The organism is Pseudomonas sp. S9, assembly GCF_000222125.1.
Taxonomy (GTDB): domain Bacteria; phylum Pseudomonadota; class Gammaproteobacteria; order Pseudomonadales; family Pseudomonadaceae; genus Aquipseudomonas; species Aquipseudomonas segetis.
Genome location: NZ_AFFX01000003.1, coordinates 296,395 through 323,083, shown reverse-complemented (window position 1 = coordinate 323,083; position 26,689 = coordinate 296,395). Strand labels below are relative to the sequence as shown.

The following is a 26,689-nucleotide window of genomic DNA, read 5'->3' as shown; positions in this document are numbered from 1 at the left end:
TCCTTAGAGTTTTGTTTTTGACCATTACAGATGGCATATAGAGTTAACTGCTACAGGCCAAAACAATCCAACCCGTACTTTCAATAAAATCAATTGGCATACCCAACATGCTGCGCCAGCACATTGGAGCGACTTAGGGCATAGCTACGAAAACCCTGCACCCATTTAATCTCAATAGGTATCATCAAAGATACTTCCTTTGATGATATTTAAAGCCGTGACCAATAAGCTAAAAATCAAAACCCTAGCTTATCAGGATAAAACGACACTGGCAGGTGAGTCTTCTTCCACTGCTCAGCAAATACCTTGGCTTGCTCTAATTCTTCCGGGGTCATCTTGGCGGCGATTCTAGGCATAACACCATCTAAATAGACTTGAATATTACCACCACCGTCTAAAACCCTAAGCAGTGATAACAGGCCATATCCTTTAACCCGATCAAGCGGAAAACCTATAGCATCGGGTTCATGAGCCAAGTAAGCACCATAATTAATTACACCATCTACTATTCCAGTTTCTGCTGCTTTTTTTGTCCAGTAACGGGCGCCTTCCATATCACCATCTTTTTGAAGCACCCCAGCATATTCTAAAACACCTTTTGGAAATCCTCCTTCTGCACTGGCCTTGACCCATTTTTTGACAGCGGCGCTTCGGTTCCATGGCAAGAAAAAACCTTCACCTTCGAAGTATTTATTCGCCAACCACCACTGAGCGGGGGCATAACCCGCCTCGGCAGATTTTTTCAGCCACTCTATATCTGCAGTAGCGTTATACATAACTTTCATGGCCTCGCCATTACCTTTTTCTGCCGGTGGGCGGGCTGTATTTCTAAGCTGTAACAGCCAATCACCAGCTGACTTAGTTCCGGCAGGGCAGTTTTTCATAATAGAACACAAGTCACTGTCTGCACCCGACAGCCTGAACATTGCGTAATAGTCGCCTTGATTTGCTGCCGCAATATACCATTTAGCTGCGTCCTTGGTTATATAACGATTATTTTTACGAAGTGCTTCACCAAGTATATATTGAGATTCTCGATCACCCGCTTCAGCGGCCTCCGTTAGAAAAGGCACGGCTGAAATAGCCTTGTATTGATTGTAGAGTGTAATTCCGCGTTCTTTAGCCGCTTGCTGCTCAGGGCTAAGTTTCGCGTAGGACATATTCACAACAGTCAACATCAACGCAACAACCGAAATAGCTTTTCTTAAAAACATAACGCTCACTTTTATATAACTCATTGAGCCGGACCAGTATATTCCGCTCGACCTGCTGGTATAAATGTACGACCATAATAACTACTACGTTGACAGAAGCCATCCTTCAAGGCACCTAAAGTCATGGCATGCATCTTATAGCGGCTAAGCATTTCATTATTTTGTGTAGCTTGAGAACCAATACTACCCACTGCAACAGCCATAAAATTATCTAATGCCAAGCGATTTTCACAATAACTCTGGCCTGAAGCTTCTGGCTTGGTGCCAAAGCGATTCATACGGGTGCAGGCTTCTTCGAATTGGCGCTGGGCTTCAGCCAACTTGCCAGCGGCCTGGGCTTGCCTTGCAATCCACCCTAAAACTCTCTCGATTGCCTGCTGTTGAAGCAAGTGGCACTGTACCTCCGAGTAATCTTGAGTCCGGCTTTCGGGCTGCCCATCAATAATCACTGTATTTGTTACAGAGAACGCCTCAGGAGGGCTAATCAGCGTCATTAGCATCGGCCCCAGTGCTTCTGGGATAGCCTCGACAAACCACCGTCTCAGTTCTTCTTGGTTTTCATACTCAATGATGCTTTGAGCTATCGGCCCGCCTTTGCCTCCTTGCGTGAGGGCTTCGTACAGGGAAAAAGCCATGTCCATCATGTAGACCATTTTCATGTCGAGACCCACCGCGGCCAGCAGGTTGAGCATAGACATCATGCTAAATGCGTCACTGGTGACCCAGCCTAATGGGCGGTAATGATTTTCTCGCAGTTCACGGCGAAATATATTAATCAGCTCGGCAACCGCTTGGTAACCGACCTCAAAACTAAATCCCCCATCCACACCCGGCCCGGCGATAACGGCGGCTTTGATGGTAAGGATCAAACGGTTATTTTGCAGCGAGATGCTCAACTCGGCCTTGGCACCTATACCTGCCGCAATGCTCAGGTTCGCGCCCAGTCGCGCCAGGCTGAGCCACTGATTGTCTTGCGCCACAGTGCTTGCATCCACTCCTGCTAGTGGAGCGCTACGCAATGCGGCCAGAGCCGCAGGCGGTGCCCAATTGACTGCACCGGTTATCTTGATACCAGCTTGCACTCCGGCGAAGACATTGAACTGCGCCTTGACGCCATCGTCGACGCGCATGTCGCCCGATCCGCTTGTAACTGGCTGGCTGACATGGGTGCTATTGATGGTACCGGGCGTACGTGTGCCTGGCTGGGATGGATCCAGCAACAGATCATGGCTGGATTTATCTGGCCCAAATCGCAAGCTGCCAGCCAGCATCAGTGAAGCGCCAGCGTAGCCCCAGGCCAGGATGCTGCAATGGAACGAAAACCGCCCCAGATTCAGCTCTTGCTTAGTCCCTTTATAATCGACATATGTCAGCTTGAGATCGGTTGCAGTGCTTCGCTCAGGTATATCGACCTTGAGCAACTCCACTTCGCCCCGGGCCAAGTCGATATCCAAGGTTGCACTGGCAAAGGCCTGGAAGCCTTCCGCCATTGTAAAGTTTGGCGTGGCAACAGATGCGGCTGAATGGATGCTCGGCTGCGGTGGTGTCAGGCAACGTATAAGCTGCGCCTGCGGGCTTTGATCAAACAGGCGTAATGCAGTACGTGCATCTTGCCTGAACAGTACTTGTTGCAAACGTTCGCCCCACTCAGCGCGGGTGCCGGCATCATCCAAAATGGTTACCTGCCAATGCTGCGTCTGCAAATACTGATAAAACAATTCGATGTCGAACCAGCCTTCGTCGTCGAACCAATTACCGGCTTGGTCTTTTAACTGTTTTGCGCCCTGGTTGAGAAGCCATTCTTGAAACTCAGTTCGCGCCCCTTCAGCGACTGAATTGGCACCACTGACCGAACTGCGTAACTTCGAGGGAGAGTCTTTGAGTAACTTGGCGGCATCAGCTTTGAAGTTATCGCCCATGTCCTTGAGGCTAAAGTGGCTGAGTACACTTTTACCGTCGGCAAAGCTGACTTCGCGCAAGGGGAAATGGGTTTTTACCAAGCGCTCCACCGGCTTGGGCTTGAAATCGTCAGGCTGCCATATCAAATGACGGCGTGGGTGCATGCTAGCCACATTCTGTTCAGCAAGCGTTTTCAAGCTCAATTTTTCTGTGAGCAGGGCACTACGCTCCAAACTCTCTGCTTCGACCAAACCTGCTGGGGCTGGCGTGTTCTCACCACTGGCCTCGATCCAGGCTTTGTATTTGTCACTTATGCGCTGAGTGACTTGCAACAAGCGCTGCTCAAGCGATAAGTAGTGTTTGAATGCAGCCACGCCACTATCAAGCCCTGCCCCTGCGGCGCTATCGACCAGGGCAAATTCAGGCAATGCAAGCCCGTAGTCGGCAACCGCAATAATCGCGTCTAGATACTCACTGTACTGAATACCCTGTTCGTTGCTATCGATCCAACTCATATAGGTAGCGAGCTTTGCACGGCAGTTAACAGTGCAGTCAAGTGCATCGTCGTACCGCGACTTTCTTTCCGCTAGCAATTTGGCAATTTCATCCAGGCTGTAAACCGGAAGATCGCCCTGGCTAAGCAGTGCATCCCGAGCTTTGAGATAGGTCTCTACACGCTTACGCGCCTCCATGGCTTCAGGGGTAAAAAGGTGTTCGTTTTCGTATGTGTAGCCTTGGCTTTGAGCAATCTGGAGCGCGCGATCACGCAATGAGTCCCACTCGCGGTATAGGGGATCAAGTCGCTGATACTCATCCCAAGTTGGAGTTGCTCGCATACGCGGGTCCATCAGCGCATAGGCACGCTTTTGCAAATAGCGCGCTTCCAGATGAGGCTCTTCGGCCTCAATCTGCAGCATTCTGTCTCTCTGAGCGCCCTCAAGGAAGTTTGCCAGTACTGGCTCCATGAAGTACTCAAGCAGGCCGCTCTCATCCAAGCCTTTTTTGCGCTCATCAGGGCTTTTAGTCGGTGCGATTTGTTGCCCGAGCTTATGCTCAGCTTCTTTAAGCAGCGAGGCGACACGCTCGGGAATTAGCCAGAAAGCCTTCTCGTCCGTGGCATAGATAATGCTGCCATAGCGCGTCGTACAAGGGTGCGCAGCTTCTTCATCAAAGCTTTGCTCACAGGTCGGCAGTTCTTGGGGCAGTGGGTCAAGTTGCAGTACATCGCGAGTGTCTGGCGCCTGATCTGACGATGCCTGAGCGGACGTATCACCCGGGGTTTGCTGCTGGGTTGACGGCCCTGTCTGCGCTGGGCTTGAAGTGTTGTCCATGAGTGATTCCATTCAGCTGGATTAGGAAGCGGCGCTCAATGCCTTGAGGTGTTCGACCTTAACAAAGGCTTCATTTCGGCTTTGTAGTATCGCCATGATATTGGCTTTCCCCCTCACTGCCTTACCTTAAACCAGTTCTGGGAGCTGCACTAGATGACGACCCTGGTAGATCCCTTGTTGCACCAGCAGTTCAAGGTTGTCGATTATTTGTGGAAGCTGTTGTTCCGTTGGGGCCCCAAATGCCGGATACATTTCATCGATCCAATACACCCAGCGCAAGGTTCGAAAGTTGGGCATAACTTTCTGCGGCAGATTAAACAGTTGGTTTTCTATTGGCAGTTGAGCGCTTTCAGGCGTCTCACGATGCCAGCTCAGCCAATGATCACTTTGGGAGTCGAGATAACCAGGCACTGAGCTGTAAACACTGCGCCAAGGCCCCATTAGTTCCGCGCTTTGTGTGTCACTAACAGCTCCAGCCAAGGCAGCCCAGAAACTCGGTAAGTAATAGCTCGCCAGGCTTTGGCCACCAGAGCCATCATTGACCTTTATTAACCACTGGGCATGTGCAAAAGCACGCTGGCCATCATCTGCGCTGATAATAATTCCAGCATGCTTTTCTTTGCATAAATGCATACCCAGCGCGGTCAGCTCAGTCCCTTTTTCGGCACTAAACCAGAGAGGGCCGGACGCAGCCAAGTGGCTGTACTCCGTATTGCCCAGCAGATACTCCGGGCTCCAGGACTGGCCAACGCCGTATAAGCGTTCTAATGCATCAGGCTGACGCCCTTGATCGATAATAAAATAAAGAACATTAGCGTCGCTGCCTACGGGTGACTTTTGCGATGGATCCTTCGCGCTGTCTATAAATTGTGTCAGGCCTTCATGCATGGGCAATCCCCCCGACTACAGGCTGTTGCACTTAGCCTGCCACACAAAGGGGTCAAGCCCTCTCGCAAAGCTAACGGCATAGTTGGTTTACCCGCCACATCCGCATCCGCTGGCTTAACCTTGCCCGGCCGCAACGGCGCTGCGCCTGTGCCTCGCCCTGCGCTGCCGCCGCTGTTGGATTTGACGCTTGGGCCGACCAGGGTGACGCCGCTGGCGTCGAATTTGATAAAGCTGCCGGAGGCTTTGAAGGTCAGTTCGCTGCCGGCTTCGAGCACCACCTTGAGGCCGCTGGACAGGTGGATTTCGTTACCAGCGTTGATGAACTGGCTGGTGCCGATCTTGATGTGCTGGTTTTGGCCCACGGTGATGTGGTCGCTGGCCTGGACATCGGTCTTGCGGTCCGCGCGGGTGGTGCGGTGTTCTTCGGCCTTGAATTCGCTGTAGCTGTTGGCCACGACTGTGTCACTGCGCTCGTTGCCGATGCGGATTTTCTGGTCGTGCTCGACGTTTTCGTCCCAGTCTTTTTGCGCATGGACAAAGATTTGCTCTTCGCCCTTTTTGTCCTCGATGCGCAATTCATTGAAGCCACCGCCGCCCGGTGAGCTGAGGCTCTTGAATACACTGCGGGTTTTGTTGGCGGGCAGCTCATAAGGCACCGGGTTTTCTTTGTGGTGCAAACAGCCGGTCACCAGCGGTTGATCCGGGTCGCCTTCCAGGAAGCTGACCACCACTTCCATGCCGATGCGCGGAATGGCGATGGCGCCGTAGCCATCACCGGCCCAGCTTGAGGAGACGCGCAACCAGCAGCTGCTTTTGTCGCTGGCAAGGTCGGCTCGGTCCCAGAAGAATTCAACCTTCACCCGGCCGTATTGATCGCAATAGATTTCTTCACCCGCCGGGCCGGTCACGATTGCGCTCTGGCTGCCGAGAATACGTGGCTTGGGGTGCTGCAGGCTGGGCCGGAAAGGCACCGTCCAAGGCGTTGCCTTAAAGCGGTTGCGATAGCCTTGCTGGAAGCCATCTGCGGCTTGGGTATCGCTGGTGACCGACTCTTCCAGCACTTGCGGTTGCTTGCCTTGATGTTTGACTTCAGTCAGCAGCCAAAGATCATTCCATGCCGCACGCGGGTGATCGCTCAACGCCAGGAAGTGGCCACTGACCAGCAGGTGTTGATCCCCTTCGCCTTCGGCCAGTTGGTAGTCGTGACGATGGCGCTCCAGCGCCCGCTGGCTAAGGTGTTTGCCGCGCTCGCGGTCGATAAATCGGCCTGGGTAATCGTAGTCTTCAAGGTCGGGCTTGAACTCGCTTTTGACGGCGGCCTCAAGGGTCATGCGCGGTTTTTCGAAGTCGTAATCGCGGCGCGTGACCCGGCTGGTGCGGGTCTCCACCCGCACGCCAAAGCGCTTGATCACCGGGTTGTCGGCAACCAGGCCACTGTCTTGCTGGTAGGCGGTGGGTTCCAGCTTGGGGAAAGGTGCCTGGTCATCGCCAAACACCAGCATGTGGCCTTGCGCGCTGTGCTGAAAGTGGTAGTGAATACCTTCTTCCTCGCACAGGCGCTGGACAAAGTGCAGGTCAGATTCGTCGTACTGCACGCAATACTCGCGCTCGGGGTAAATCGAGCCGAGTTGGAATTGATAGGCATCGGCCTGGATGCCGTGCTCTTCAAGCACCTGGCTGATGATCTGAGCCACGCTCAAGTTCTGAAAAATGCGCTGGTTGACCCGCTGCGACAGGTAATAAAGCTGGGGTCGCAAGCTGATGTGATAACGGGTCAGGCGCTTGCCGGATTCGCCCTGGGCGATACGGTAGATGTGGCCGTGGATACCATTGCCGGCCTGGGACAGCGCGAGAAATGCGCGCTGATGCAAAAAACTTTCAAGGTCGAGGTCCGGGCGCTCGCTGACCAGTTCTAACTCAAATTCGTAAGGCTGGCTGATCGCCTCGCGACCGGTGAATTCGAGAACCTGTAAATCGTGGCCAAGGCCTTCAATATTCAGGCTGAAGTGGGTCTGGTTGGCGGGGGCGAACATCCTTTGTTCCTCTTTTGGAATCTCTGAAAAACTACTGCGCTCGATATTACGGGGCCAGCCCTTGCTGCGTTAAAAAACTGCTCACAGCCTTTCAGAATGAGGTTCGGCCAGTAAATCTGGCCGAACCTTTTACACAATCGTTTAATCCGTGATTAAGCGATTGGAGTGCGCCAGTCATCCGAACCGGAAGTACCGGATACTTCGTGGGTCCAGACGATTTTGCGGTAGGTGAAGTACACGTCTTCCAGGTGGGTGAAGTGCGACATGTTCGGATCTTGGCAGTTCGGCATGTGCGACTGCACGTCCACGACTACAGCATCTTCCAGTTCGATGGTGAAGTAATGCTCTTGGGTACCAGTCGAAGAGGTGCGGTACCACTCCAGACGGCACTTGTTCAGGCGCTCACCCGAAGTCAAGGCATTGAAAATCAGTGGCGAAGCCTTGTCGAACACCTTGGTGATCATCAGCGGCTTGTGTACGCGCTGACCAGTCGGCTGGCCCGACTGTGGGTCACGTGGGATGATGACCTGGTGGTTAAAACCTTGAACCAGAATCTGGTCTTCGTGACCTTCCTGGAAGATGTTGCCGACCGAGTCTTCGGTGAAAGTGCCGGCAGTGATTAAACCTTGTTTTGTGCCTTCGAGGGACAGGTACGCAGGTGTTGGCATGAAAGCTCTCCTTGCCTTGGGTCATGGATCGAAAAAATGATCCGGTGCCCAAGAACAAACAACAAGCATGCCATCCAAAAAAATATTCTTTTATTACAGTAACTTACAAAAAAATTACCAGCAAAACCCCATGGCAAGGCTTAAGAAACCGCATAACCTGCGCAGTTTCCTGCGCACCACTGCGCAATTTGTTGCGCAGCCATCTCCAGCCCTAGTGCTATCTTGACTCTGGCGATAACCGCAACGGATTGCGGGAAATATATGCGCAGAAAATTGCGCAGCGAGATTTAGGCGACCTGGCCAGGATTGAGCAGCAAAATTACTCAAGGCCCCTACTTCTACACTTGCGCACCTTGCGCGGCAACCCCGATGCTAAAGGCTGCGAGCAAGTAGATTCAGACCAGACATCAGTACGAGGTGAAACATGCGTGGAAGTTGCTTGTGGGGGGCGATTGAATATCAGGTCGAGCAACTTGACATGCCCATCGGCCATTGCCACTCCAATACATGCCGCAAGGCGCATTCTGCAGCCTTTGCCACCACGGCGGGCGTTTTGCGCGAACATTTTCGCTGGCTAAAAGGTCAAGACAAACTCAGTAGTTATGAGTCATCACCCGGCAAGCTAAGGCACTTTTGTTCGGTTTGCGGCTCTCAGTTGATAGCCCAGAGGCCCGCGCAAGGCCATGTCATTGTGCGGGTGGCAACGCTGGACGAAGACCCAGGCAGCAGGCCGGCACATCATATCTGGTGTGCGCATGACAAACCCTGGCTGGCACCTGACGACACTGAAATACCGCGCTATCCGGAGTGGCAACCGGGTCGCTAGCCCAGCATACAACCTAAGGATCCAGACCATGCAACTGCAAGGTAAAGTCGCTTTTATCACGGGAGCAGCGAGTGGAATCGGCAAGCAAATCGCTGCAGTTTTTGCTGCGGAAGGCGCCAATGTGGTCATAGCCGATCTCGACTTCAAGGCAGCCCAGCAAACAGCCCAGGTACTGTCTGCCAGCCGTGGCCAGACCCTTGCGGTAGAAGTTGATGTGACCGATGAAGCCCAGGTCAACGCTGGGGTCGAGCTGGCGGCCAAGACTTTCGGCGGCATCGACATCCTGGTCAGCAATGCGGGCATTCAAATCATTCAACCGGTGCAGGAGCTCAGCTATGCCGATTGGAAGAAGATGCTGGCAATCCATCTCGACGGCGCTTTTTTAACCACCAAGGCATGCCTCAAGCACATGTATGCCCAGGGCCGTGGCGGCAGCATCATCTATATGGGTTCGGTTCACTCCAAAGAAGCCTCCAAACTCAAGGCCCCTTATGTCACGGCCAAACATGGCTTGCTGGGGCTGGCTAAAACCGTGGCCAAAGAAGCAGGCCCGGCCGGTATACACGCCAATGTGATTTGCCCCGGTTTTGTGCGCACGCCACTGGTGGACAGGCAAATTCCCGAGCAGGCCAAGGAGCTGGGCATTAGCGAGGAGCAGGTCATCAGCGATGTAATGCTCAAGGACACCGTCGATGGTGAGTTCACCAGCCTGGAAGATGTAGCCCGGGTGGCCCTGCTCTTTGCCGCCTTCCCCAGCAATGCGCTCACCGGTCAATCATTGACCGTAAGTCATGGTTGGAGCATGGAATAAGCTGGCGATTGCCCCTAGAACTCAATCGCCACATCGCCTTGCGGCACGCTGCAGCACGACAGGATATAACCCTCGGCAACGTCTTCATCGGTGATCCCGCCGTTGTGCTCCATGTTCACCTCGCCTGAGGTTTTAAGCACCTTGCAGGTGCCGCAAATCCCCATGCCGCAAGCCTTGGGGATATGCAGCCCCAACTGTGCCGCCGCAGAGTGCACCGTTTCTCCCGGCCCCACGCGAATGCTCTTGCCGGTCAGGACAAACTCAACCTGACGCAAGTCGGTTGCCGGCACTTCGGCTGCGTCAGCCGCTTCTGCAGCCAGCTCCTTAACCTCGGCCCGCACTTCTGGCGGGGTTGGGCCGAAGGCTTCTTCATGGTAGCGCTGCATGTCATAGCCTTTGGCTTGCAACAGGCGCTTGACCGCCGCCATATAAGGCGTCGGCCCGCAGCAGAAGATTTCCCGGTCGAGATAATCCGGGGCAATCAACTCCAGCATCGGCTGGTTCAGATAACCGCGATAACCGGCCCAGGCTTCGCCCAAGCCATGCTTCTCGCAGATGACGTGCAAGCTGAAGTTATTGATCCGCGCGGCCATGTGCTCAAGCTCGCGGTGGTAAATGATGTCCTTGGGCGAACGTGCACTGTGCACGAAGACCATGTCGACATTGGCGTTGGTGTCGTAGAACCAGCGCGCCATAGACATCACCGGGGTAATACCCACGCCACCACTGAGGAACAGCACCTTGTCAGTGGGGAAATCAATGGCGTTGAAATTGCCCACAGGCCCGTGCACGGCCAGATCCTGGCCCTCTTGCAGGTTGTCATGCAGCCAATTGGACACCTTGCCGCCCGGCACACGCTTGATCGTGATCGAGAAACTGTACGGCACCGATGGCGCGCTGGAGATGGTGTAGGAGCGCATGATCGGCACGCCGTCGATCTCAAGCTCGAGGGTGACGAACTGCCCCGGCTTGAAGAAGAACAACACTGGCTGGGCTGCCATAAAGCAAAAAGCCCCGGCTTGAAGAAGAACAACACTGGCTGGTCTGCCATAAAGCAGAAGGTGCGCACATCCCAGGTTTCCTGGATAACCTTGACGCAACGCACCAGGTGGCGGCCGTTGCTCCAGGTTTGCGTGGTAACCGGGTTTAAAAAATCATTAGTGGTCATGCACGTGTCTCCGCGCGCGGCCGGATATCGGCCTAGATGGGGCGGATTGTGCTTAACGTGGATTAGCGCCATTTACCTGTCAGCGACACTCACATACTTATCGCGACCTGCCCTGTGCCACGGGCGATAGCGCGTCGGAAACTGATTCGGCCGTGTCGCCCATGGATATGGATCACAATGCACCCCCAGCCACACTCGCCCTCAGCCGAAACACAAATACCCGCACCGACGGCCTGCGTATAAACGCGCATTTTGGGTTCAGCCAATCCGCTATTCGGCTGGCGAGAACAGACCAGTTGGTTCGCCTTGCGATTTGCAGTTAAAAACACTTTTACGGCGGCCAAAACGCCATTGAGGAGCTAATGATGGACGTCACTTCGACCCTGAGCCTGGGCGATCCTCTTGAGCCGGCACGCAAGGCCACAGCCGAGATGCTGCACAGCCGCGAGCGAACCTTCTCTTTGCCGCAACCCTTTTACAACGACGAGCGGCTGTTCCAGATCGACATGCAGGAGATCTTCCACAAGGAGTGGTTGATTGCCGGCATGACCTGCGAAATCCCCACCAAGGGCAACTACCTGACCCTGCAGATTGGCGATAACCCGATCATCGTGATTCGGGGTGCCGAAGGTGTGGTTCACGCCTTCCACAACGTCTGTCGCCATCGTGGTTCGCGCTTATGCACCAGCGACAAAGGCAAGGTCGCCAAGCTGGTCTGCCACTATCACCAATGGACTTACGAACTCGACGGACGATTGATTTTCGCCGGTACCGAAATGGGCGCTGACTTCGACATGAAGCAGTACGGCCTCAAGCCGGTCAATTGCAAGACCGCAGGCGGATACATCTTTATCTCGTTGGCCGAGAACCCGCCAGCGGTCGACGACTTTCTCGAAACCCTGGCTCACTACATGGAGCCCTACGACATGGAAAACACCAAGGTGGCAGCGCAAACCACCCTGGTCGAGAAAGCCAACTGGAAACTGGTATTAGAGAACAACCGCGAGTGCTATCACTGCAATGGCGCGCACCCGGAACTACTCAAGAGCCTGCTGGAGTGGGATGACGTTACCGATCCTCGTGCCGATCAGGCGTTCAAGGACCATGTGGCCGAGTCGGCCGCCAAATGGGAAGCGGAGAAGATCCCCTTTGCCCACGCCAGCTTTGGCTTGCGCAACCGGATAGTGCGCATGCCGCTGCTCAAGGGCACCGAGTCGATGACCATGGATGGCAAGCGTGGCTGCCAGAAGCTCATGGGCCGCATTCAAAACCCGGAACTTGGTTCCATGCGTATCCTGCACCTGCCCCATTCGTGGAACCACTGCATGGGCGATCACCTGATCGTGTTCACGGTATGGCCCATTAGCGCCCAGGAAACCGTGGTCACCACCAAATGGCTGGTACACAAGGATGCGGTCGAGGGTGTCGATTACGATCCAGAGCGCCTTACCCAGGTATGGGATGCAACCAACAATCAGGACCGGCGCCTGGCGGAAGAAAACCAGCGCGGCATCAACTCCAGCGCCTACCAACCTGGACCGTATTCAAAAACCTACGAGTTCGGGGTGGTCAACTTTATCGACTGGTACAGTGAGCGCATGCTCAACAACCTGGGCGCACAGCCAGTAGCCCAACTGCGCCAAGTGTCGGCGGAGTAAGCCGGGTATGTCCTTGAGCTTGCTCGTGGTGATTGCGCTGATGATATATGCAGTGGCGACAATGGTGCCTCACCGCGACAAGCCCAAGACCTGAGCCCCTCAGTGCTGGCGAATGATCAACTGCTCATTCGCCGCATTGATCTCGGCGGCGTCTAGGCCCCAGTCGCCATGGGCATACCAGTCATCGCCGAGCATCTCGGCAGGGTGCATGGTGCGGTCGGCACCATTACCGCAGGCCAAAGACCGGGAGGGGCAGTACAGGTCGCAGCCCCAGCAGATTCGCTCTGGGTGTTTGGGGTGCAACGGAAATTTCTTGGCCATGTTGCTGCGCTCAATAGACTGAGTCAGCAACAGGTTACGCCTGCTCGTTTACGCAGAAACTGACCTGCATCAACAACAAGGCTCAAGCCAGCTGTGGCGTCGGGATATTGGCCGTGACCCGCTTACCCATGCTGATGCGCGGCTCGATACTGTAGCCAAGAGCCTCATAAAACGCGCTGACCCGAGCGTTTGCCTCGACTACCTGGAGATTGATTTTCATACAGCCACGCTCCGCCAAGGCATGCTCTGCATGCTTGACCAGTTGCGCACCAATGCCTTGCCGCTGGCGCTGCGGGTCCACCGCGACGCTATAGAGCCAGCCACGATGACCATCGTATCCGGCGAGTACCGTGCCAACGACCGCATCGCCCGCCAAGGCAACAAAGAACAGGCCATCGGCCATCTGCAACTTGGTATTTATCGCAAGACCCGGTTCGTTGTGCCCAGTCATGTCGCCAAAGGTGGCCTGCCAAAGCGTGATAACAGCCTGGCGATGCAGATGATCGGAGTATTGGCGGATTGAATTCATTGCCGTGCCTCAGCCAAAGCGTCGAGCATAACGCCCCGGCCAAGGCTATTCGACCCTGTTCAGCGTTTAGGCAAACCTATGACCCGACCGACATACACCGGCGCCGGCAAGTGCTGATGGGCAGCGGCCAAGGTATCGACCCGGGTTTGCACGGCATCGGCAAATACCGCTGAGCGCCCGGTGTTGACGTCGATATTCATTAACATCTGCTCGCTCTCGGCCAAGGCGGCTTCAACCCCCACCAGGTGCAGGCTGTGATGTATATTCAAGCGCTTTTGGTCATGGGCGAGGATTTGCGTTCGCACCTCGACCTGCGCGCCCAAACGCACCTCGTTGAGGTAATTGAGGTGGCACTCAAGGGTATACAAGGTATGACCGGTACTCCCCCGCCCCGCCTCATCAAGCCCTAAATGATCCATCAGCGAATCGGTCGCATAGCTGAAGATCAGCAGGTAAAAGGCATCGCGCAGATGCTGATTGTAATCAACCCACTCAGGCAACACTTCGGTTTGATAAGTGGTTAGCCGGGTCATTGGACGACTCCTAAAGTTGCTATGCCAGGCCCGGCATAGGTATCCAGATCAATCAGCGAAGTCAAGGCCGTGCTTGGCCTTGGTTTGCCGGATCGCCTCTTGAACGGCAATCAGGCAATCATCACGGTAGCGCTCCAGCTCGGCAATACTACGCTCGCCTTGTTGGGCCGCCGTACCTTCGACCACACTGTCGATCAGGCCTTCAGTCAACTCTGGCGCCTCCAGATAGGTCCAGGGCAGTTTCAATGCCGGGCCAAACTGATTCATAAAGTGCCGCATGCCAGCATTACCACCGGCCAGGGTATAGGTCAGGAACGTACCCATGAATGACCAACGCAGGCCAGCGCCAAAGCGAATTGCATCATCGATTTCGCCCGTGGTCGCAACGCCATCATTGACCAGGTGCAGCGCTTCACGCCACAAGGCTTCGAGCAGGCGGTCGGCGATAAAGCCCGGCACTTCCTTGCGCACATGCAACGCACGCATGCCGATGGCCGTATACACCTGCATCGCGGCCTGTACCGCTTCGGGCCCGGTTTCCTCGCCACCGACCACCTCGACCAATGGCAGCAGGTAAACCGGGTTGAACGGATGCCCCACCACGCAGCGTTGCGGGTTTCGTGAGTCGGCATAGAACTCGCTGGGCAAGAGCCCTGAAGTGCTTGAACCGATCAGAACATCTGGCCGTGCAGCAGCGCTGATCCTGGCGTGCAGATCGAGTTTCAACGCCAGCACTTCGGGCGCGCTTTCCTGAATAAAGTCCGCATCACGCACACAGTCTTCAATGCTCTGGGCAAAACGCAAGCGCTCCTGCGCGGCACCTGGCGCCAGGCCTTGCTGCTCAAGCGCAGGCCAGGCGTTGGCTACACGCTGGCGCAATGCAGCTTCAGCACCCGGTGCGGGGTCCCACGCCACCACATCGAGGCCATGGGCTAGCGCCCGCGCCACCCAGCCACTGCCGATCACACCGGTACAAATGGCCGCAAAGGTCTTTACTTCAGTCACAAATTTCATATCGGCTCCTTCAAATCGCAAGCAGAGCTGGTCGGGCGTGTCGCCCAACCAAGATGGTTAGATAGCTTTGAGCTTCATCTTTTCGCGACCTTCAGCGGGGGTCAGTGCGCGGCCACCCAGGCGCTGGATGATTTCAATCACGCGCTCGACCAACTGGCCGTTGGTGGCATGAACACCGCGATCCAGCCAGATATTGTCTTCAAGACCGACACGAACATGGCCGCCCAGCAACATGGCTTTCGCCGCCATTGGCATTTGCGTGCGACCAATGCCAAAGCCGGCCCAGGTTGCGCCCGCAGGCAGGTTATCGACCATGGCCTTCATGCTCACGGTATCGGCCGGAGCGCCCCACGGAATGCCCAGGCAAAGCTGGAACAACGGATCTTCGAGCAAACCTTCCTTGAGCATTTGCTTGGCAAACCAGAGGTGGCCGGTGTCAAAGATTTCCAGCTCGGCCTTGACGCCCAGCTCGGTAATGCGTTTAGCGCCAGCGCGCAGCTGGGCAGGAGTGGAGACATAGATGTAGTCGCCATCACCAAAATTCAGGGTGCCGCAATCCAGGGTGCAGATTTCCGGGCGCAGCTCTTCAATATGCTTGAGTCGCTCCAGCGGGCCGACCAGATCGGTACCAGCGCCAAACTCCAGCGGCTGCTCGCCAAGACCGATCTCAAGATCACCGCCCATACCGGCTGTGAGGTTGATAATGACATCGGTGTCGCTTTCACGAATGCGTTCGACCACTTCGCGGTACAACGCGACATCACGGCTTGGCTTTCCGGGTTCAGGATCACGCACGTGGCAATGTGCAACCGTAGCGCCGGCCTTAGCCGCTTCGATTGCCGCCTCGGCAATCTTTTTAGGAGTCACGGGAATTGCCGGGTGTCGGCCGACTGTATCGCCAGCCCCGGTGACTGCGCAGGTGACAATGACTTCATAATTCATGGCTGTGACTCCTAATTCCAGGCAACAGAAACCCATACGTGGACAAAGCCGCGCATGGGGTTTTCAGGGTTGGTTTACTTCAGCGCGGCAATTGCGCTGTCTGCAGGCTTACCGTCAAAGGTGGTGACACCCTTGAGCCAGCCGCTGACGACTTGTGGATTAGCCTTGATCCAGTCGCGGGCGACATCTTCTGGCTTTTTACGATCCATGATCGGCTGCATCAGCTGGCTTTCCTGCTCACTGGTGAAGCGCATGTTGCTCAGCAGTTGATTCACGTTCGGGCAACGCTCGGCGTAATCTGGCGCGGTAACGGTCGAAACCGTGGCAGCGCCATCATTCGGGCCGAATACATCTTCAGTGCCGGTCAGGTAAGTAATTGGGTGTTGCAGGTTCATTGGGTGCGGCTTCCAGCCGAAGAACACGATTGGCTTTTTGCTGCGCGTGGCCCGGTTTACCGCAGCCAGCATGCCCGCCTCGCTGGACTCGATCAGCTTGAACTCGCCCAAGCCAAACTGGTTGGTATCGATCATCTTCTGAATTGCGGTATTGGCGCCTGAACCGGCATCAATGCCGTAGATCTTGCCATCGAGCTGATCCTTGAACTTTGCAATATCAGCCATGGTTTTCAGGCCTTTGTCTGCTGCATAGGTCGGCACGGCAGGCGCAGCGACGGCGTCACTGAGCGATGGCGTGTCCATTACCTTGACCGCTTTTTTCTCAAGGAACGGCTGGATGTTGTAATCCATGATCGGCTTCCAATAGCCAAGGAACACATCGATCTGGTCTTTCTGGATACCGGCGAAAATAATCTGCTGCGATGCTTGGGTCTGCTTGGTTTCATAACCAAGCCCTTCAAGCAAAGTGGAGGCCACAGCGGTGGTTGCAACAACATCCGTCCAACCGACTGCACCGACACGCACGTTCTTACAGCTTGCTTGATCCGCAGCCAACAACGACGAGCTGCACAGGGCGAGTACACAGCCACCGGCGATTGCATTTAGACGTTTCATGGTTTTGCTCCCTCACTTTACGGTTTATATCCAAGGCCTCGGTGTGCCGCAAAACAGCCTGCGACAGGGCCTGGATTTTGTTCTGTAGAGGCCGTCAAGCCCCCCCGTTTTCGGACTGGATAGCGCCCGATGCAGCCACAATACCCAAGACAGCGCTGGATAAAGCGCACTTTAGCGACTACTTGTGGAACTATAGCGACTGCGGCGCAATCAGCTTTACGGCGCCGAGCCGTACCTAACCAAGCCCTTCAGAGGTGAACCAACGCAATGCCAACAACCTTCTGGTTCCTGCTGCTTCCGGGGTTTTCGATGATGGGCTTGATGTCCTCGATCGAGCCGCTGCGCGTTGCCAATCGTTTTAAAGACGAGCTGTATGACTGGCGCCTGCTCAGCGTGGATGGCGGCCCGGTACAAGCCAGCAATGGCATGTCGCTGAACGTTGAAAGCGCGCTGGATCACGACGACTGGCCGCATACGGTGTTCGTAATCAGCGGCTTCGAACCACTCGGCGGCTACAGCCAGCCATTGTCGGCATGGCTGCATCGGCTTGATCGCGAAGGCGTGGTGATAGGTGCAATAGACACCGGCAGGTTTTTTAGGTGCAATAGACACCGGCAGTTTTATCTTGGCCGAGGCCAAATTGCTGGACAAACAACGCATTACCCTGCACTGGGAAGCAATCAACGCATTCCAGGAACGCTACCCGAGCCTGAAGGTTACCCAGGAATTATTCGAAATCGATGGCAAACGCATCACCACGGCTGGCGGGAAATCGACCATAGACATGATGCTGACGCTGATTGCCCGCGATCACGGTGAGCCCATGGCGGTGAAGGTGTCCGAACAGTTTGTCCTCGGCCGCATTCGCTCACGCCAGGATCATCAGCGCATGCAGGTCACCAGCCGCTACGGGGTGCATAACAAAAAGCTCAGCCAGGTGATCGCCGAGATCGAGCGGCGCAGTGAAAACCCACTCACCCCACAACAGCTGGCTGACCTGGTGCAGATCACCCCGCGCCAGCTTGAACGCTTGTTTCGCCAGCACTTGAATGACACGCCGGCCAACTTCTACCTCAACCTGCGCCTGGATAAGGCCCGGCAATTACTCCGTCAAAGCGACATGAGCGTGCTCGAAGTCGCCCTCGCCTGCGGGTTTGAGTCCTCCTCCTATTTCTCGCGGCGCTACCGCAAGCGCTTCCAGACCAGCCCCAGCCAGGATCGCCACGAGCACCAATAGCCTGCTGGCGGATACGCTCCGCGCGTGTCGCGCCCCAACAGAGCACCGGGCGTAGGGCGCCTCCCACCATTGTCAGCGCATCCAGATGCTCAGGGGACGGTAATTATTTACCCGCCAGCCGGAATAAAAAGCGGCGCCCATTTTTCGAGAGCCGGTGGACACGCTTCGCCCTGTCACACCCCTGGTGGTGACGATGGCTAGGGAGGAACACCCTTTATCCTTCCATCAGGTGACCTATCCGTTTGCGACCTGGGCTTGACGCTTTCGGCAATCCCTCAGTCGTTTTTGCATCGGGTTACTTCACCCCCCGGGGATATGCTCACCTCAAAGCGTCATCAATAGATATGACGTCACAACTTGAGGGGACAGCCTGATGAGCCCAGCCGAACTACACGCCGACAGCATCGTTATTGACGGGCTGATCATCGCCAAATGGAACCGCGAACTCTTTGAAGACATGCGTAAAGGCGGCCTCACCGCAGCCAACTGCACCGTGTCGGTCTGGGAAGGTTTCCAGGCCACGGTGAACAACATCGGCGCCAGCCAGAAGCTGATCCGCGAGAACAGCGACTTGGTGATGCCGGTACGCACCACGGCCGATATCCGCGCGGCGAAAGAGCAAGGCAAGACCGGAATCATCTTTGGCTTCCAGAACGCCCATGCCTTTGAAGACCAGATTGCCTATGTTGATGTCTTCAAGCAGCTTGGCGTTGGCATAGTGCAAATGTGCTACAACACCCAGAACCTGGTGGGTACCGGTTGCTATGAGCGCGACGGCGGTCTTTCCGGATTTGGCCGCGAAATCGTAGCCGAGATGAACCGCGTCGGCATCATGTGCGACCTGTCTCACGTGGGCTCCAAGACCAGCGAAGAAGTCATTCTCGAATCGAAAAAACCTGTGTGCTATTCGCACTGCCTGCCAAGTGGACTCAAGGATCACCCGCGCAACAAGTCCGATGAAGAACTGAAGTTCATCGCCGACCACGGCGGCTTTGTCGGCGTCACCATGTTTGCGCCCTTCCTCGCCAAAGGCATCGATTCCACCATCGATGATTACGCCGAAGCCATTGAGTACGTGATGAATATCGTCGGTGAGGATTCCATCGGCATTGGCACCGATTTCACCCAGGGTCACGGCCAGGAGTTCTTCGAGTGGCTGACCCACGACAAAGGCTACGCACGCCGCCTGACCAGCTTCGGCAAGATCGTCAACCCGCTGGGCATCCGTACCGTGGGCGAATTCCCCAACCTCACCGAGACCCTGCTCAAGCGCGGCATGCCCGAGCGCGTGGTGCGCAAGGTCATGGGCGACAACTGGGTCCGTGTGCTGGCTGATGTCTGGGGCGAATAACCCTGGCGCAAAACAGCTAATGAACGGGTATGAACCCCGTATTTTTCAAGGCAAGGCCCTGGCTTTGCAAACCTGGGATTTTTGGAGTTTGAACATGTCCACACACGCACCCGAGATGCCAATCCAAGTTGATGATGAAACCGGGGTTTGGACCACCGACGCCTTGCCGATGCTCTATGTTCCGCGGCATTTCTTCGTCAACAACCACATGGGCATCGAAGAGGTTTTGGGCGCAGATGCCTATGCCGAGATTCTCTACAAGGCCGGCTATAAATCCGCCTGGCACTGGTGCGAAAAAGAGGCTGAATGTCACGACCTGAAAGGCGTGGCCGTATTCGAGCACTACATGAAACGTCTTTCGCAGCGTGGCTGGGGCCTGTTCAAGATCGAGCAAATCAATCGGGAAAAGGGCACCGCCGAGGTGCGCCTCGAACATTCGGCATTTGTCTATGTATACGGCAAGTGCGGACGCAAGGTCGACTACATGTTCACCGGCTGGTTCGCCGGCGCCATGGACCAGATTCTCGAAGCCAGCGGCAGCCCAATCCGGACCGTTGCCGAACAAGAGTTCGGCGCCTCCGAAGAAGGGCATGAGCACGGGCTTTTTGTTGTTAAACCTATTTGACCCAGCCGTTTTAAAGCACCATCAGCTGAGGAGTAAGAAATGGCTTTCGAGGCAATGTTCCAGCCGATCCAGATCGGCAAACTGACTGTCCGCAACCGTGTAATCAGCACGGCGCACGCCGAGGTGTACGCCACTGATGGCGGTATGACGACCGAGCGTTACGTCAAGTATTACGAAGAAAAGGCCAAGGGCGGCATCGGCCTAGCGATTTGCGGTGGATCATCGGTCGTTGCCATCGACAGCCCGCAGCAGTGGTGGAGTTCGGTCAACCTTTCGACCGATCGCATCATCCCGCACTTCCAGAACCTGGCCGACGCCATGCACAAGCATGGCGCCAAGATCATGATCCAGATTACCCACATGGGCCGCCGTTCTCGCTGGGACGGTTACCACTGGCCAACGCTGATGTCGCCATCGGGTATCCGCGAACCGGTTCACCGCGCCACCTGTAAAACCATCGAGCCCGAGGAAATCTGGCGGGTCATCGGCAATTACGCCCAGGCCGCACGCCGTGCCAAGGAAGGCGGGCTCGATGGCGTCGAATTGTCGGCTGTGCATCAGCACATGATCGACCAGTTCTGGTCGCCACGGGTCAATAAGCGTGAAGACGAATGGGGCGGCACCTTTGAGAAGCGCATGCGCTTTGGCCTGGAAGTGCTTAAGGCGGTACGTGCGGAAGTCGGCGATGACTTTTGTGTGGGCATCCGTTTGTGCGGTGATGATTTTCACCCGGACGGCCTCACCCACGAAGACATGAAGCAAATCGCCAAGTATTACGACGATACCGGCATGCTCGACTTTATCGGCGTGGTCGGCTCGGGGTCCGACACGCACAATACCCTGGCCAACGTGATCCCCAACATGAGCTATCCGCCTGAGCCCTTCCTGCATCTGGCGGCGGGCATCAAGGAAGTGGTCAAGGTGCCGGTGCTGCACGCACAGAACATCAAGGACCCGAACCAGGCCACGCGCATCCTTGAAGGCGGCTATGTCGACATGGTCGGCATGACTCGCGCGCACATCGCCGACCCGCACCTGATCGCCAAGATCAAGATGGGCCAGGTGGACCAGATCAAGCAGTGTGTCGGTGCCAACTACTGCATCGACCGCCAATACCAAGGCCTGGATGTACTGTGCATTCAAAACGCTGCCACCTCCCGTGAATACATGGGTGTGCCACACATCATCGAGAAAACCACCGGGGTCAAACGCAAGGTGGTCGTGGTCGGCGGTGGCCCGGCCGGGATGGAAGCTGCGCGTGTGGCGGCAGAGCGTGGCCATGATGTGACCCTGTTCGAGAAGAAAGACCAGCTCGGTGGGCAGATCACCACGGCATCCAAAGCCCCGCAGCGTGACCAGATTGCCGGTATCACCCGTTGGTTCCAGCTTGAGCTGGCACGCCTGAACGTAGACCTGCGCCTTGGTACTGGCGCCGATGAAGCGACGATTCTCGACCTGCGCCCGGACATTGTGGTGCTGGCCAACGGCGGCCATCCCTTTGTCGAGCAAAATCCGCAATGGGGCGCGCAAGAAGGTTTGATCGTCAGCAGTTGGGACATCCTCGATGGCAAGGTCGCCCCAGGCAAGAACGTGCTGGTCTACGACACCATTTGCGAATTCACCGGAATGTCAGTGGCCGACTTCCTCGCGGACAAGGGCGCACAGGTCGAGATCGTCACCGACGACATCAAGCCCGGCGTCGCCATCGGCGGTACATCGTTCCCCACTTACTACCGCAGCATGTACCCCAAGGAAGTGATCATGACCGGCGATTTGATGCTGGAAAAGGTCTACCGCGAAGGCGACAAGCTGGTCGCAGTACTGGAAAACGAATACACCGGCGAGCATGAGGAACGGGTGATCGACCAAGTGGTTGTGGAGAACGGCGTAAGTCCCGACGAACGCCTGTACTACGCACTCAAAGATGGCTCGCGCAACAAGGGACAGATCGACGTCGAAGCACTATTCGCCATTCAACCCCAGCCTTGCCTGAGCGAGAGCGGCGATGGCTACTTGCTGTTTCGTATCGGTGACTGCGTTGCCCAGCGCAATACGCACGCAGCCATCTACGATGCCTTGAGGCTCTGTAAAGACTTCTGATCGCCCGCTGAGCGCGCTGAGCAGCGTTGTCCGCCTTGCCAATAGAACCATATTGGCTGCGGCGAACGCCTTGCTCAGCATACTCAGTGATTCGATCGGGTGACTGATGGATTGAATAAGAGCAAAGGCTTGGGCTCAGAGCTATTCGTTGGTGAGTTAGCACTAGACCAACTTGCCCTGGATTATGCGGTCCCGCCAAGGAGACCCAATGATGTTGAATACCGTTTTGCCAATTCTGCTCTTTGCCGCGCTGGCGCTGGCCGTGATCGGTGCCATGAAACGCTTTGCCATGTGGCGCCGCGGCAGGGCTGCCCAGGTTGACTGGATCGGCGGGCTGCTGGCCATGCCACGCCGCTATATGGTCGACCTGCACCATGTGGTCGCCCGCGATAAATATATCGCCAACACCCACGTCGCCACCGCCGGAGGTTTCGTCCTGGCGGCGGTGTTGGCCATTTTGGTCCATGGCCTTGGCCTGCATAACAGGGTTTTGGGCTTCACCCTCTTGGTTGCCGCTGGGCTGATGTTTGTGGGTGCGCTGTTTGTCGCCAAACGCCGCCTCAACCCACCGACACGGCTGTCGAAAGGGCCGTGGATGCGCCTGCCGAAAAGCCTGCTGGCGTTTTCCGCCAGCTTGTTTATTGCCACATTGCCGGTTGCCGGGATTCTGCCAGCAGGCTTTGGTGGCTGGCTGCTGGCGGCAATTCTGCTGCTGGGGATCGCCTGGGGCGTTAGCGAACTGTTCTTCGGCATGACCTGGGGCGGACCGATGAAACACGCCTTTGCCGGGGCACTCCACCTGGCCTGGCACCGGCGCGCCGAACGTTTTGGCGGTGGCCGCTCCACTGGGTTGAAAGCCCTCGACCTGGATGACCCGCAGGCGCCACTTGGGGTTGAGAAACCCAAGGATTTCACCTGGAACCAGTTGCTTGGCTTTGATGCCTGCGTGCAATGCGGTAAATGCGAAGCCGCTTGCCCGGCCTTTGCCGCAGGCCAACCGCTGAACCCGAAAAAGCTCATTCAAGACATGGTTGTTGGCCTGGCTGGTGGCACTGACGCCAAATTTGCCGGCTCGCCCTATCCGGGCAAGAAGATCGGCGAACACAGCGGCGCCCCGCACCTGCCTATTTTGTCACTGGACGGCAAGGCCCTGGGCGACGCTGAAACACTGTGGTCGTGCACCACCTGCCGTGCCTGCGTTGAAGAGTGTCCGATGATGATCGAGCACGTCGATGCCATCGTCGATATGCGCCGTCACCTGACGCTGGAAAAAGGTGCCACACCCAACAAGGGCGCTGAAGTACTGGAAAACCTGATTGCCACTGACAACCCCGGCGGTTTTGCACCCGGCGGACGCTTGAACTGGGCTGCGGATCTCGACCTCCCCCTGATGCGCGACAAGCAAGAGGCCGATGTACTGTTCTGGGTCGGTGACGGTGCCTTCGACATGCGTAATCAACGCACCTTGCGCGCACTGGTCAAAGTGCTTAAAGCCGCCAATGTCGATTTCGCCGTGCTTGGACTGGAAGAGCGCGACAGCGGCGATGTGGCGCGCCGGCTTGGTGATGAAGCCACTTTCCAGCAGTTGGCCAAGCGCAATATCAGCACACTGGCGCAATACCGCTTCAATACCATCGTCAGCGCCGACCCGCACAGTTTTCATGTACTGAAAAACGAATACGGTGCTTTCGGGGGGGACTACAGCGTTCTGCACCACAGCACCTATATCGACCAACTGATCAGCAGCGGAAAACTCAACCTGAGCCAGCACCAGGGGGCCTCGGTTACCTATCACGATCCTTGCTACCTCGGACGCTACAACGGTGAATATGAAGCCCCGCGCAGCGTGCTCAAGGCAATTGGTATCGAGGTCAAGGAAATGCAGCGCTCTGGTTTTCGCTCTCGTTGCTGCGGCGGCGGCGGTGGCGCACCTATCACCGATATTCCGGGCAAACAGCGGATTCCAGACATGCGCATGGTCGATATCAAGGAAACCGGCGCTGAAATTGTCGCGGTAGGCTGTCCACAATGTACCGCCATGCTTGAAGGCGTGGTCGAGCCTCGCCCGCAAATCAAAGACATCGCCGAGTTGGTTGCCGAAGCCTTGGTTGAAACAACCGCGACTCGCCCTGCCCAACGCGAAGCAGTGGAGGCCGTATGAGTGACATTATTCGCCGCGACCCGCGTGCCGAGTGGATAGCACGCAATCGCCTGCATCCGCTGCATTCGAGCATGCAAAGCAGCGTGACTCGATGGCTCAGCGCAGCAGGAGTAACCCGCAAAAACCCGCATGCCGTAGGTTTTATTGGCCCCAACGGCATCAAGCGTATCGACCGCTCAGGGGCACAGCAAAGCAGCGGCAGCAAGCGCAGCAGCCCAACGGCTGAGAAGCAATTGCCACTGCATATTGTCGAGCAGCCGGCATTCCATATCTGCGTGGTGCCGGACATGGTCGGCGGTCGCCTGAGCAGCCACGACAAGGACCTGCTGGGCCTTGCCCATAAACTGGCCGGCACAGAAGGCGCCGTGGTTGCGGTTGTCTTTGCCGAGCATAAGGAGAACGGATTCGACACCGCAGGCGTCGACCGGATCCTGCACTTTACTGACGCCGTGTTTGATGGCTACTCGCCAGAACAGCGCGTGCAGGCGCTGGTGCGAGTTGAAAACCAGCTTGAGCCGCGCCACTGGTTACTGCCAGACAGCCGTACCCCCCAACCCAGCCGTAATGGCGGCGGTGAACTGGGGCGCAGGCTGGCCGCGAGCTTGTCAGAGCGTCCGGCAACCCGTGTTTGGCAAGTCGCCGATGAGCAAAGTATCGGGCGCGCCGGTGCTGGCCAGCAGGACCTGCACCGTCCGGCGCCACGCCTGATCCTAGCCTCTGCCGAATGCGCAGAGCCGATCAGTGAAACCCGTCATCAGGCGCAACCCATGCAGCTGCAAGACGCAATCAACCCGAGCCGCTCGCGCATCAAGGATCTGGGAGCGGTGGCTGTCGACCCGGCGTTGATTCCAATGGCAGAGGCTGAATTTATCTTGTCCGGCGGCAATGGCGTGAGCGATTGGTCATTGTTTCACCAGGCAGCCGAGACATTGGGCGCAACCGAAGGCGCATCGAGGGTGGCCGTCGATGACGGGTTCATGCCACGCAATCGCCAAGTGGGTGCGACCGGAACCTGGGTCACGGCGCGGGTCTATCTGGCCGTGGGTATTTCAGGCGCCATCCAGCACTTGCAAGGTATAGGCGCGTGCGACAAGGTGATCGCAGTGAACATGGACGCCAATTGCGACATGGTTAAACGCGCTGATCTGTCGGTCATTGGCGACTCGGCGGCCATCCTTCAAGCATTGATCGCACGTATCGATGCTCATCGTCAGGGAGGCATTCGCGATGCAGCCTAGCCCCATGGACACAACAGCGCTCAATGTCGTGGCGCTGGTTTCAATCGGTGCCCATCCGACCTCCGGCAGGCCCCGGCGCGCCGAACAAGATGCCCGCGCAGTCGAACTCGGCTTGCGTCTTGCTGGCGAAGCCATGCAAGTGGTGCATGCTGGCGACGCGCGACAGGAAGCCTTGCGCGGTTACCTGGGCATGGGCATCAAGCAACTTCATGTACTCGAGCAACCGGCGCAAGCCGATGTGCTGCATGCGCTGAGCGATTATTTACTCGACAGCGACGCCCAGCTGATCCTGACCGGCAGCCAGGCTGAAACCGGCGAAGGCTCGGGCATGCTGCCCTATTTGCTGGCCGAGCAACTCGGCTGGCCAATTGTGGTGGGGTTGGCCGAGGTTGAGCGCATCGACCAGGGCATTGCCCATGTATTGCAAGCCCTGCCCCGTGGCCAACGCCGACGCCTCCAGGTACAGATGCCCTTTATCGCCAGCGTCGACAACGCCGCCCCGCTCGCCAGGCAGAGTGCTTTCGGTCCTGCACGGCGTGGCGAACTGACCGTAACAGCCGCCAATGTCTGCCCGGACCAGCTGTTCAAGGAAGGTCAATTGCAGCCGGCGCGACCACGCCCTAAAAGGCTTAAGGTCATCAAGGCCAAGACCGGCGCAGAACGGATGAAAGCGGCTACGGCCAAGGCATCAGGCGGTGGCGGCCAGGTCCTTAAAGACTGCTCGCCAACCGAGGGCGCCGAGGCTATCTTCAAATTATTAATGGATGAAGGCGTGCTGCGTTAAGCCGCCAGCACAGGAGATTAATCATGATGCACGCTGACCTGATCGACCAGGAAGACCTGCGCGAACGCCTCAATGCCATCGGCCTGGCGATTCCATCAGGAGCGAGTGCTGAACAAGCCTGCGCTCAGGCCGTCAGCGGCCTGAGCCCGGACCGGGCAGTGGCGTTACGCCGCGTAGTCGAAGAATTGCTGGGCGGCAGCGCGACCCTGCTGCCTGCCGTGCGCGAAGCCGTTTCCCGCACCTTGTTACCGGCACTGGTGCCTAAACCGAAATAAACCGGCATTTATGCCTTAGGCGCATGGCATTTTCAGGAGCCAAGGCTGCTGGCGTCCGGATAATCTGTCTGAA

At 56.5% G+C, this 26,689-nt stretch carries 21 protein-coding genes and 2 pseudogenes; 11 read left to right on the top strand and 12 right to left on the bottom strand.

Annotated features, from left to right (window positions below; genetic code table 11):
• Positions 1–236 precede the first annotated feature (236 nt).
• The 5 genes from PSES9_RS0108195 to PSES9_RS0108175 all read right to left on the bottom strand — a co-directional run bounded on the left by PSES9_RS0108195 (position 237) and on the right by PSES9_RS0108175 (position 8,033).
• Positions 237–1,238 carry a tetratricopeptide repeat protein gene (locus tag PSES9_RS0108195; RefSeq protein WP_010485875.1) on the bottom strand — a complete coding sequence of 334 codons (1,002 nt, stop codon included), beginning with the start codon at positions 1,236–1,238 and terminating at the stop codon, positions 237–239.
• Positions 1,235–4,444, bottom strand: coding sequence for a hypothetical protein (locus PSES9_RS23190; protein WP_010485873.1), 3,210 nt, complete (start codon positions 4,442–4,444; stop codon positions 1,235–1,237). The genes PSES9_RS0108195 and PSES9_RS23190 overlap by 4 nt, the downstream gene beginning before the upstream one ends.
• A 126-nt stretch (positions 4,445–4,570) precedes the next feature.
• The gene (locus tag PSES9_RS23185; RefSeq protein WP_010485872.1) at positions 4,571–5,332 is read right to left on the bottom strand and encodes a DUF4123 domain-containing protein; all 762 of its coding nucleotides are present in this window, start codon (positions 5,330–5,332) and stop codon (positions 4,571–4,573) included.
• Entirely contained in the window at positions 5,317–7,365 is a 2,049-nt protein-coding gene (locus PSES9_RS0108180; RefSeq protein ID WP_010485870.1) for a type VI secretion system Vgr family protein, read from the bottom strand. The genes PSES9_RS23185 and PSES9_RS0108180 overlap by 16 nt, the downstream gene beginning before the upstream one ends.
• 152 nt (positions 7,366–7,517) lie before the next feature.
• Positions 7,518–8,033, bottom strand: coding sequence for an Hcp family type VI secretion system effector (locus PSES9_RS0108175; protein ID WP_010485868.1), 516 nt, complete (start codon positions 8,031–8,033; stop codon positions 7,518–7,520).
• Between the two features lie 424 nt (positions 8,034–8,457).
• Between PSES9_RS0108175 and PSES9_RS0108170 the strand changes: the two genes are divergently transcribed.
• Complete coding sequence (locus PSES9_RS0108170; RefSeq protein ID WP_010485866.1) at positions 8,458–8,859, top strand: GFA family protein; 402 nt, start codon at positions 8,458–8,460, stop codon at positions 8,857–8,859.
• A 28-nt stretch (positions 8,860–8,887) separates the two neighbouring features.
• Positions 8,888–9,670, top strand: a complete 783-nt coding sequence (locus tag PSES9_RS0108165) for a 3-hydroxybutyrate dehydrogenase (protein WP_010485864.1) — start codon at positions 8,888–8,890, stop codon at positions 9,668–9,670.
• Positions 9,671–9,684: 14 nt separating this feature from the next.
• Here PSES9_RS0108165 and gbcB read toward each other — a convergent pair.
• Positions 9,685–10,838 (bottom strand): annotated as a pseudogene (gbcB, locus tag PSES9_RS23180) (glycine-betaine demethylase subunit GbcB).
• Between the two features lie 365 nt (positions 10,839–11,203).
• Between gbcB and gbcA the strand changes: the two are divergent.
• On the top strand, positions 11,204–12,496 hold the full coding sequence (gene gbcA / locus PSES9_RS0108155) for a glycine-betaine demethylase subunit GbcA (RefSeq protein ID WP_010485860.1): 1,293 nt from the start codon (positions 11,204–11,206) through the stop codon (positions 12,494–12,496).
• A 99-nt stretch (positions 12,497–12,595) separates the two neighbouring features.
• Here gbcA and PSES9_RS0108145 read toward each other — a convergent pair whose 3' ends face one another.
• From PSES9_RS0108145 to choX, 6 genes are all read right to left on the bottom strand, one after another.
• On the bottom strand, positions 12,596–12,817 hold the full coding sequence (locus PSES9_RS0108145; protein ID WP_029529440.1) for a DUF3079 domain-containing protein: 222 nt from the start codon (positions 12,815–12,817) through the stop codon (positions 12,596–12,598).
• Between the two features lie 82 nt (positions 12,818–12,899).
• Positions 12,900–13,346, bottom strand: coding sequence for a GNAT family acetyltransferase (locus PSES9_RS0108140; protein ID WP_010485857.1), 447 nt, complete (start codon positions 13,344–13,346; stop codon positions 12,900–12,902).
• A gap of 59 nt (positions 13,347–13,405) precedes the next feature.
• A complete protein-coding gene (locus PSES9_RS0108135) occupies positions 13,406–13,879 on the bottom strand; it encodes a thioesterase family protein (RefSeq protein WP_010485855.1) in 474 nt (157 codons plus the stop codon).
• A gap of 48 nt (positions 13,880–13,927) precedes the next feature.
• Positions 13,928–14,893 carry an L-carnitine dehydrogenase gene (locus PSES9_RS0108130; RefSeq protein ID WP_010485853.1) on the bottom strand — a complete coding sequence of 322 codons (966 nt, stop codon included), beginning with the start codon at positions 14,891–14,893 and terminating at the stop codon, positions 13,928–13,930.
• Positions 14,894–14,950: 57 nt separating this feature from the next.
• The gene (locus PSES9_RS0108125; protein ID WP_010485851.1) at positions 14,951–15,835 is read right to left on the bottom strand and encodes a 3-keto-5-aminohexanoate cleavage protein; all 885 of its coding nucleotides are present in this window, start codon (positions 15,833–15,835) and stop codon (positions 14,951–14,953) included.
• A gap of 74 nt (positions 15,836–15,909) precedes the next feature.
• Positions 15,910–16,845 carry a choline ABC transporter substrate-binding protein gene (choX, locus tag PSES9_RS0108120; protein WP_010485849.1) on the bottom strand — a complete coding sequence of 312 codons (936 nt, stop codon included), beginning with the start codon at positions 16,843–16,845 and terminating at the stop codon, positions 15,910–15,912.
• Positions 16,846–17,112: 267 nt separating this feature from the next.
• On the opposite strand from choX, the pseudogene PSES9_RS23175 reads away from it, so the two are divergent.
• The 8 genes and pseudogenes from PSES9_RS23175 (at position 17,113) to PSES9_RS0108080 (ending at position 26,616) form a co-directional block, all read left to right on the top strand.
• Positions 17,113–18,082 (top strand): annotated as a pseudogene (locus PSES9_RS23175) (GlxA family transcriptional regulator).
• A 373-nt stretch (positions 18,083–18,455) separates the two neighbouring features.
• On the top strand, positions 18,456–19,433 hold the full coding sequence (locus tag PSES9_RS0108110; RefSeq protein WP_010485845.1) for a dipeptidase: 978 nt from the start codon (positions 18,456–18,458) through the stop codon (positions 19,431–19,433).
• 94 nt (positions 19,434–19,527) lie between these two features.
• On the top strand, positions 19,528–20,058 hold the full coding sequence (locus PSES9_RS0108105) for a 4-vinyl reductase (RefSeq protein WP_010485843.1): 531 nt from the start codon (positions 19,528–19,530) through the stop codon (positions 20,056–20,058).
• 39 nt (positions 20,059–20,097) lie between these two features.
• Positions 20,098–22,158, top strand: coding sequence for a dimethylglycine demethylation protein DgcA (dgcA, locus tag PSES9_RS0108100; RefSeq protein ID WP_010485841.1), 2,061 nt, complete (start codon positions 20,098–20,100; stop codon positions 22,156–22,158).
• 211 nt (positions 22,159–22,369) lie between these two features.
• Complete coding sequence (gene dgcB / locus PSES9_RS0108095) at positions 22,370–24,319, top strand: dimethylglycine demethylation protein DgcB (protein WP_010485839.1); 1,950 nt, start codon at positions 22,370–22,372, stop codon at positions 24,317–24,319.
• The gene (etfA, locus tag PSES9_RS0108090; RefSeq protein WP_010485838.1) at positions 24,316–25,557 is read left to right on the top strand and encodes an electron transfer flavoprotein subunit alpha; all 1,242 of its coding nucleotides are present in this window, start codon (positions 24,316–24,318) and stop codon (positions 25,555–25,557) included. The genes dgcB and etfA overlap by 4 nt, the downstream gene beginning before the upstream one ends.
• Before the next feature lie 4 nt (positions 25,558–25,561).
• Positions 25,562–26,341, top strand: a complete 780-nt coding sequence (gene etfB, locus PSES9_RS0108085; protein WP_010485835.1) for an electron transfer flavoprotein subunit beta — start codon at positions 25,562–25,564, stop codon at positions 26,339–26,341.
• Positions 26,342–26,364: 23 nt separating this feature from the next.
• A complete protein-coding gene (locus tag PSES9_RS0108080; protein ID WP_010485833.1) occupies positions 26,365–26,616 on the top strand; it encodes a hypothetical protein in 252 nt (83 codons plus the stop codon).
• Positions 26,617–26,689: the final 73 nt, after the last annotated feature.

Bases quoted from the DNA above. Each gene is read 5' to 3' on its own strand.
- PSES9_RS0108195 (WP_010485875.1), bottom strand. From the start codon at position 1,238: ATGAGTTATATAAAAGTGAGCGTTATGTTTTTAAGAAAAGCTATTTCG.
- PSES9_RS0108080 (WP_010485833.1), top strand. From the start codon at position 26,365: ATGATGCACGCTGACCTGATCGACCAGGAAGACCTGCGCGAACGCCTC.
- PSES9_RS0108105 (WP_010485843.1), top strand. From the start codon at position 19,528: ATGTCCACACACGCACCCGAGATGCCAATCCAAGTTGATGATGAAACC.
- PSES9_RS0108140 (WP_010485857.1), bottom strand. From the start codon at position 13,346: ATGAATTCAATCCGCCAATACTCCGATCATCTGCATCGCCAGGCTGTT.
- dgcA (WP_010485841.1), top strand. From the start codon at position 20,098: ATGGCTTTCGAGGCAATGTTCCAGCCGATCCAGATCGGCAAACTGACT.
- etfB (WP_010485835.1), top strand. From the start codon at position 25,562: ATGGACACAACAGCGCTCAATGTCGTGGCGCTGGTTTCAATCGGTGCC.
- PSES9_RS0108175 (WP_010485868.1), bottom strand. From the start codon at position 8,033: ATGCCAACACCTGCGTACCTGTCCCTCGAAGGCACAAAACAAGGTTTA.
- PSES9_RS0108130 (WP_010485853.1), bottom strand. From the start codon at position 14,893: ATGAAATTTGTGACTGAAGTAAAGACCTTTGCGGCCATTTGTACCGGT.
- PSES9_RS0108145 (WP_029529440.1), bottom strand. From the start codon at position 12,817: ATGGCCAAGAAATTTCCGTTGCACCCCAAACACCCAGAGCGAATCTGC.
- PSES9_RS23185 (WP_010485872.1), bottom strand. From the start codon at position 5,332: ATGCATGAAGGCCTGACACAATTTATAGACAGCGCGAAGGATCCATCG.
- PSES9_RS0108110 (WP_010485845.1), top strand. From the start codon at position 18,456: ATGAGCCCAGCCGAACTACACGCCGACAGCATCGTTATTGACGGGCTG.
- PSES9_RS0108135 (WP_010485855.1), bottom strand. From the start codon at position 13,879: ATGACCCGGCTAACCACTTATCAAACCGAAGTGTTGCCTGAGTGGGTT.
- PSES9_RS0108180 (WP_010485870.1), bottom strand. From the start codon at position 7,365: ATGTTCGCCCCCGCCAACCAGACCCACTTCAGCCTGAATATTGAAGGC.
- PSES9_RS0108170 (WP_010485866.1), top strand. From the start codon at position 8,458: ATGCGTGGAAGTTGCTTGTGGGGGGCGATTGAATATCAGGTCGAGCAA.
- etfA (WP_010485838.1), top strand. From the start codon at position 24,316: ATGAGTGACATTATTCGCCGCGACCCGCGTGCCGAGTGGATAGCACGC.
- choX (WP_010485849.1), bottom strand. From the start codon at position 16,845: ATGAAACGTCTAAATGCAATCGCCGGTGGCTGTGTACTCGCCCTGTGC.
- PSES9_RS23190 (WP_010485873.1), bottom strand. From the start codon at position 4,444: ATGGACAACACTTCAAGCCCAGCGCAGACAGGGCCGTCAACCCAGCAG.
- gbcA (WP_010485860.1), top strand. From the start codon at position 11,204: ATGGACGTCACTTCGACCCTGAGCCTGGGCGATCCTCTTGAGCCGGCA.
- dgcB (WP_010485839.1), top strand. From the start codon at position 22,370: ATGTTGAATACCGTTTTGCCAATTCTGCTCTTTGCCGCGCTGGCGCTG.
- PSES9_RS0108125 (WP_010485851.1), bottom strand. From the start codon at position 15,835: ATGAATTATGAAGTCATTGTCACCTGCGCAGTCACCGGGGCTGGCGAT.
- PSES9_RS0108165 (WP_010485864.1), top strand. From the start codon at position 8,888: ATGCAACTGCAAGGTAAAGTCGCTTTTATCACGGGAGCAGCGAGTGGA.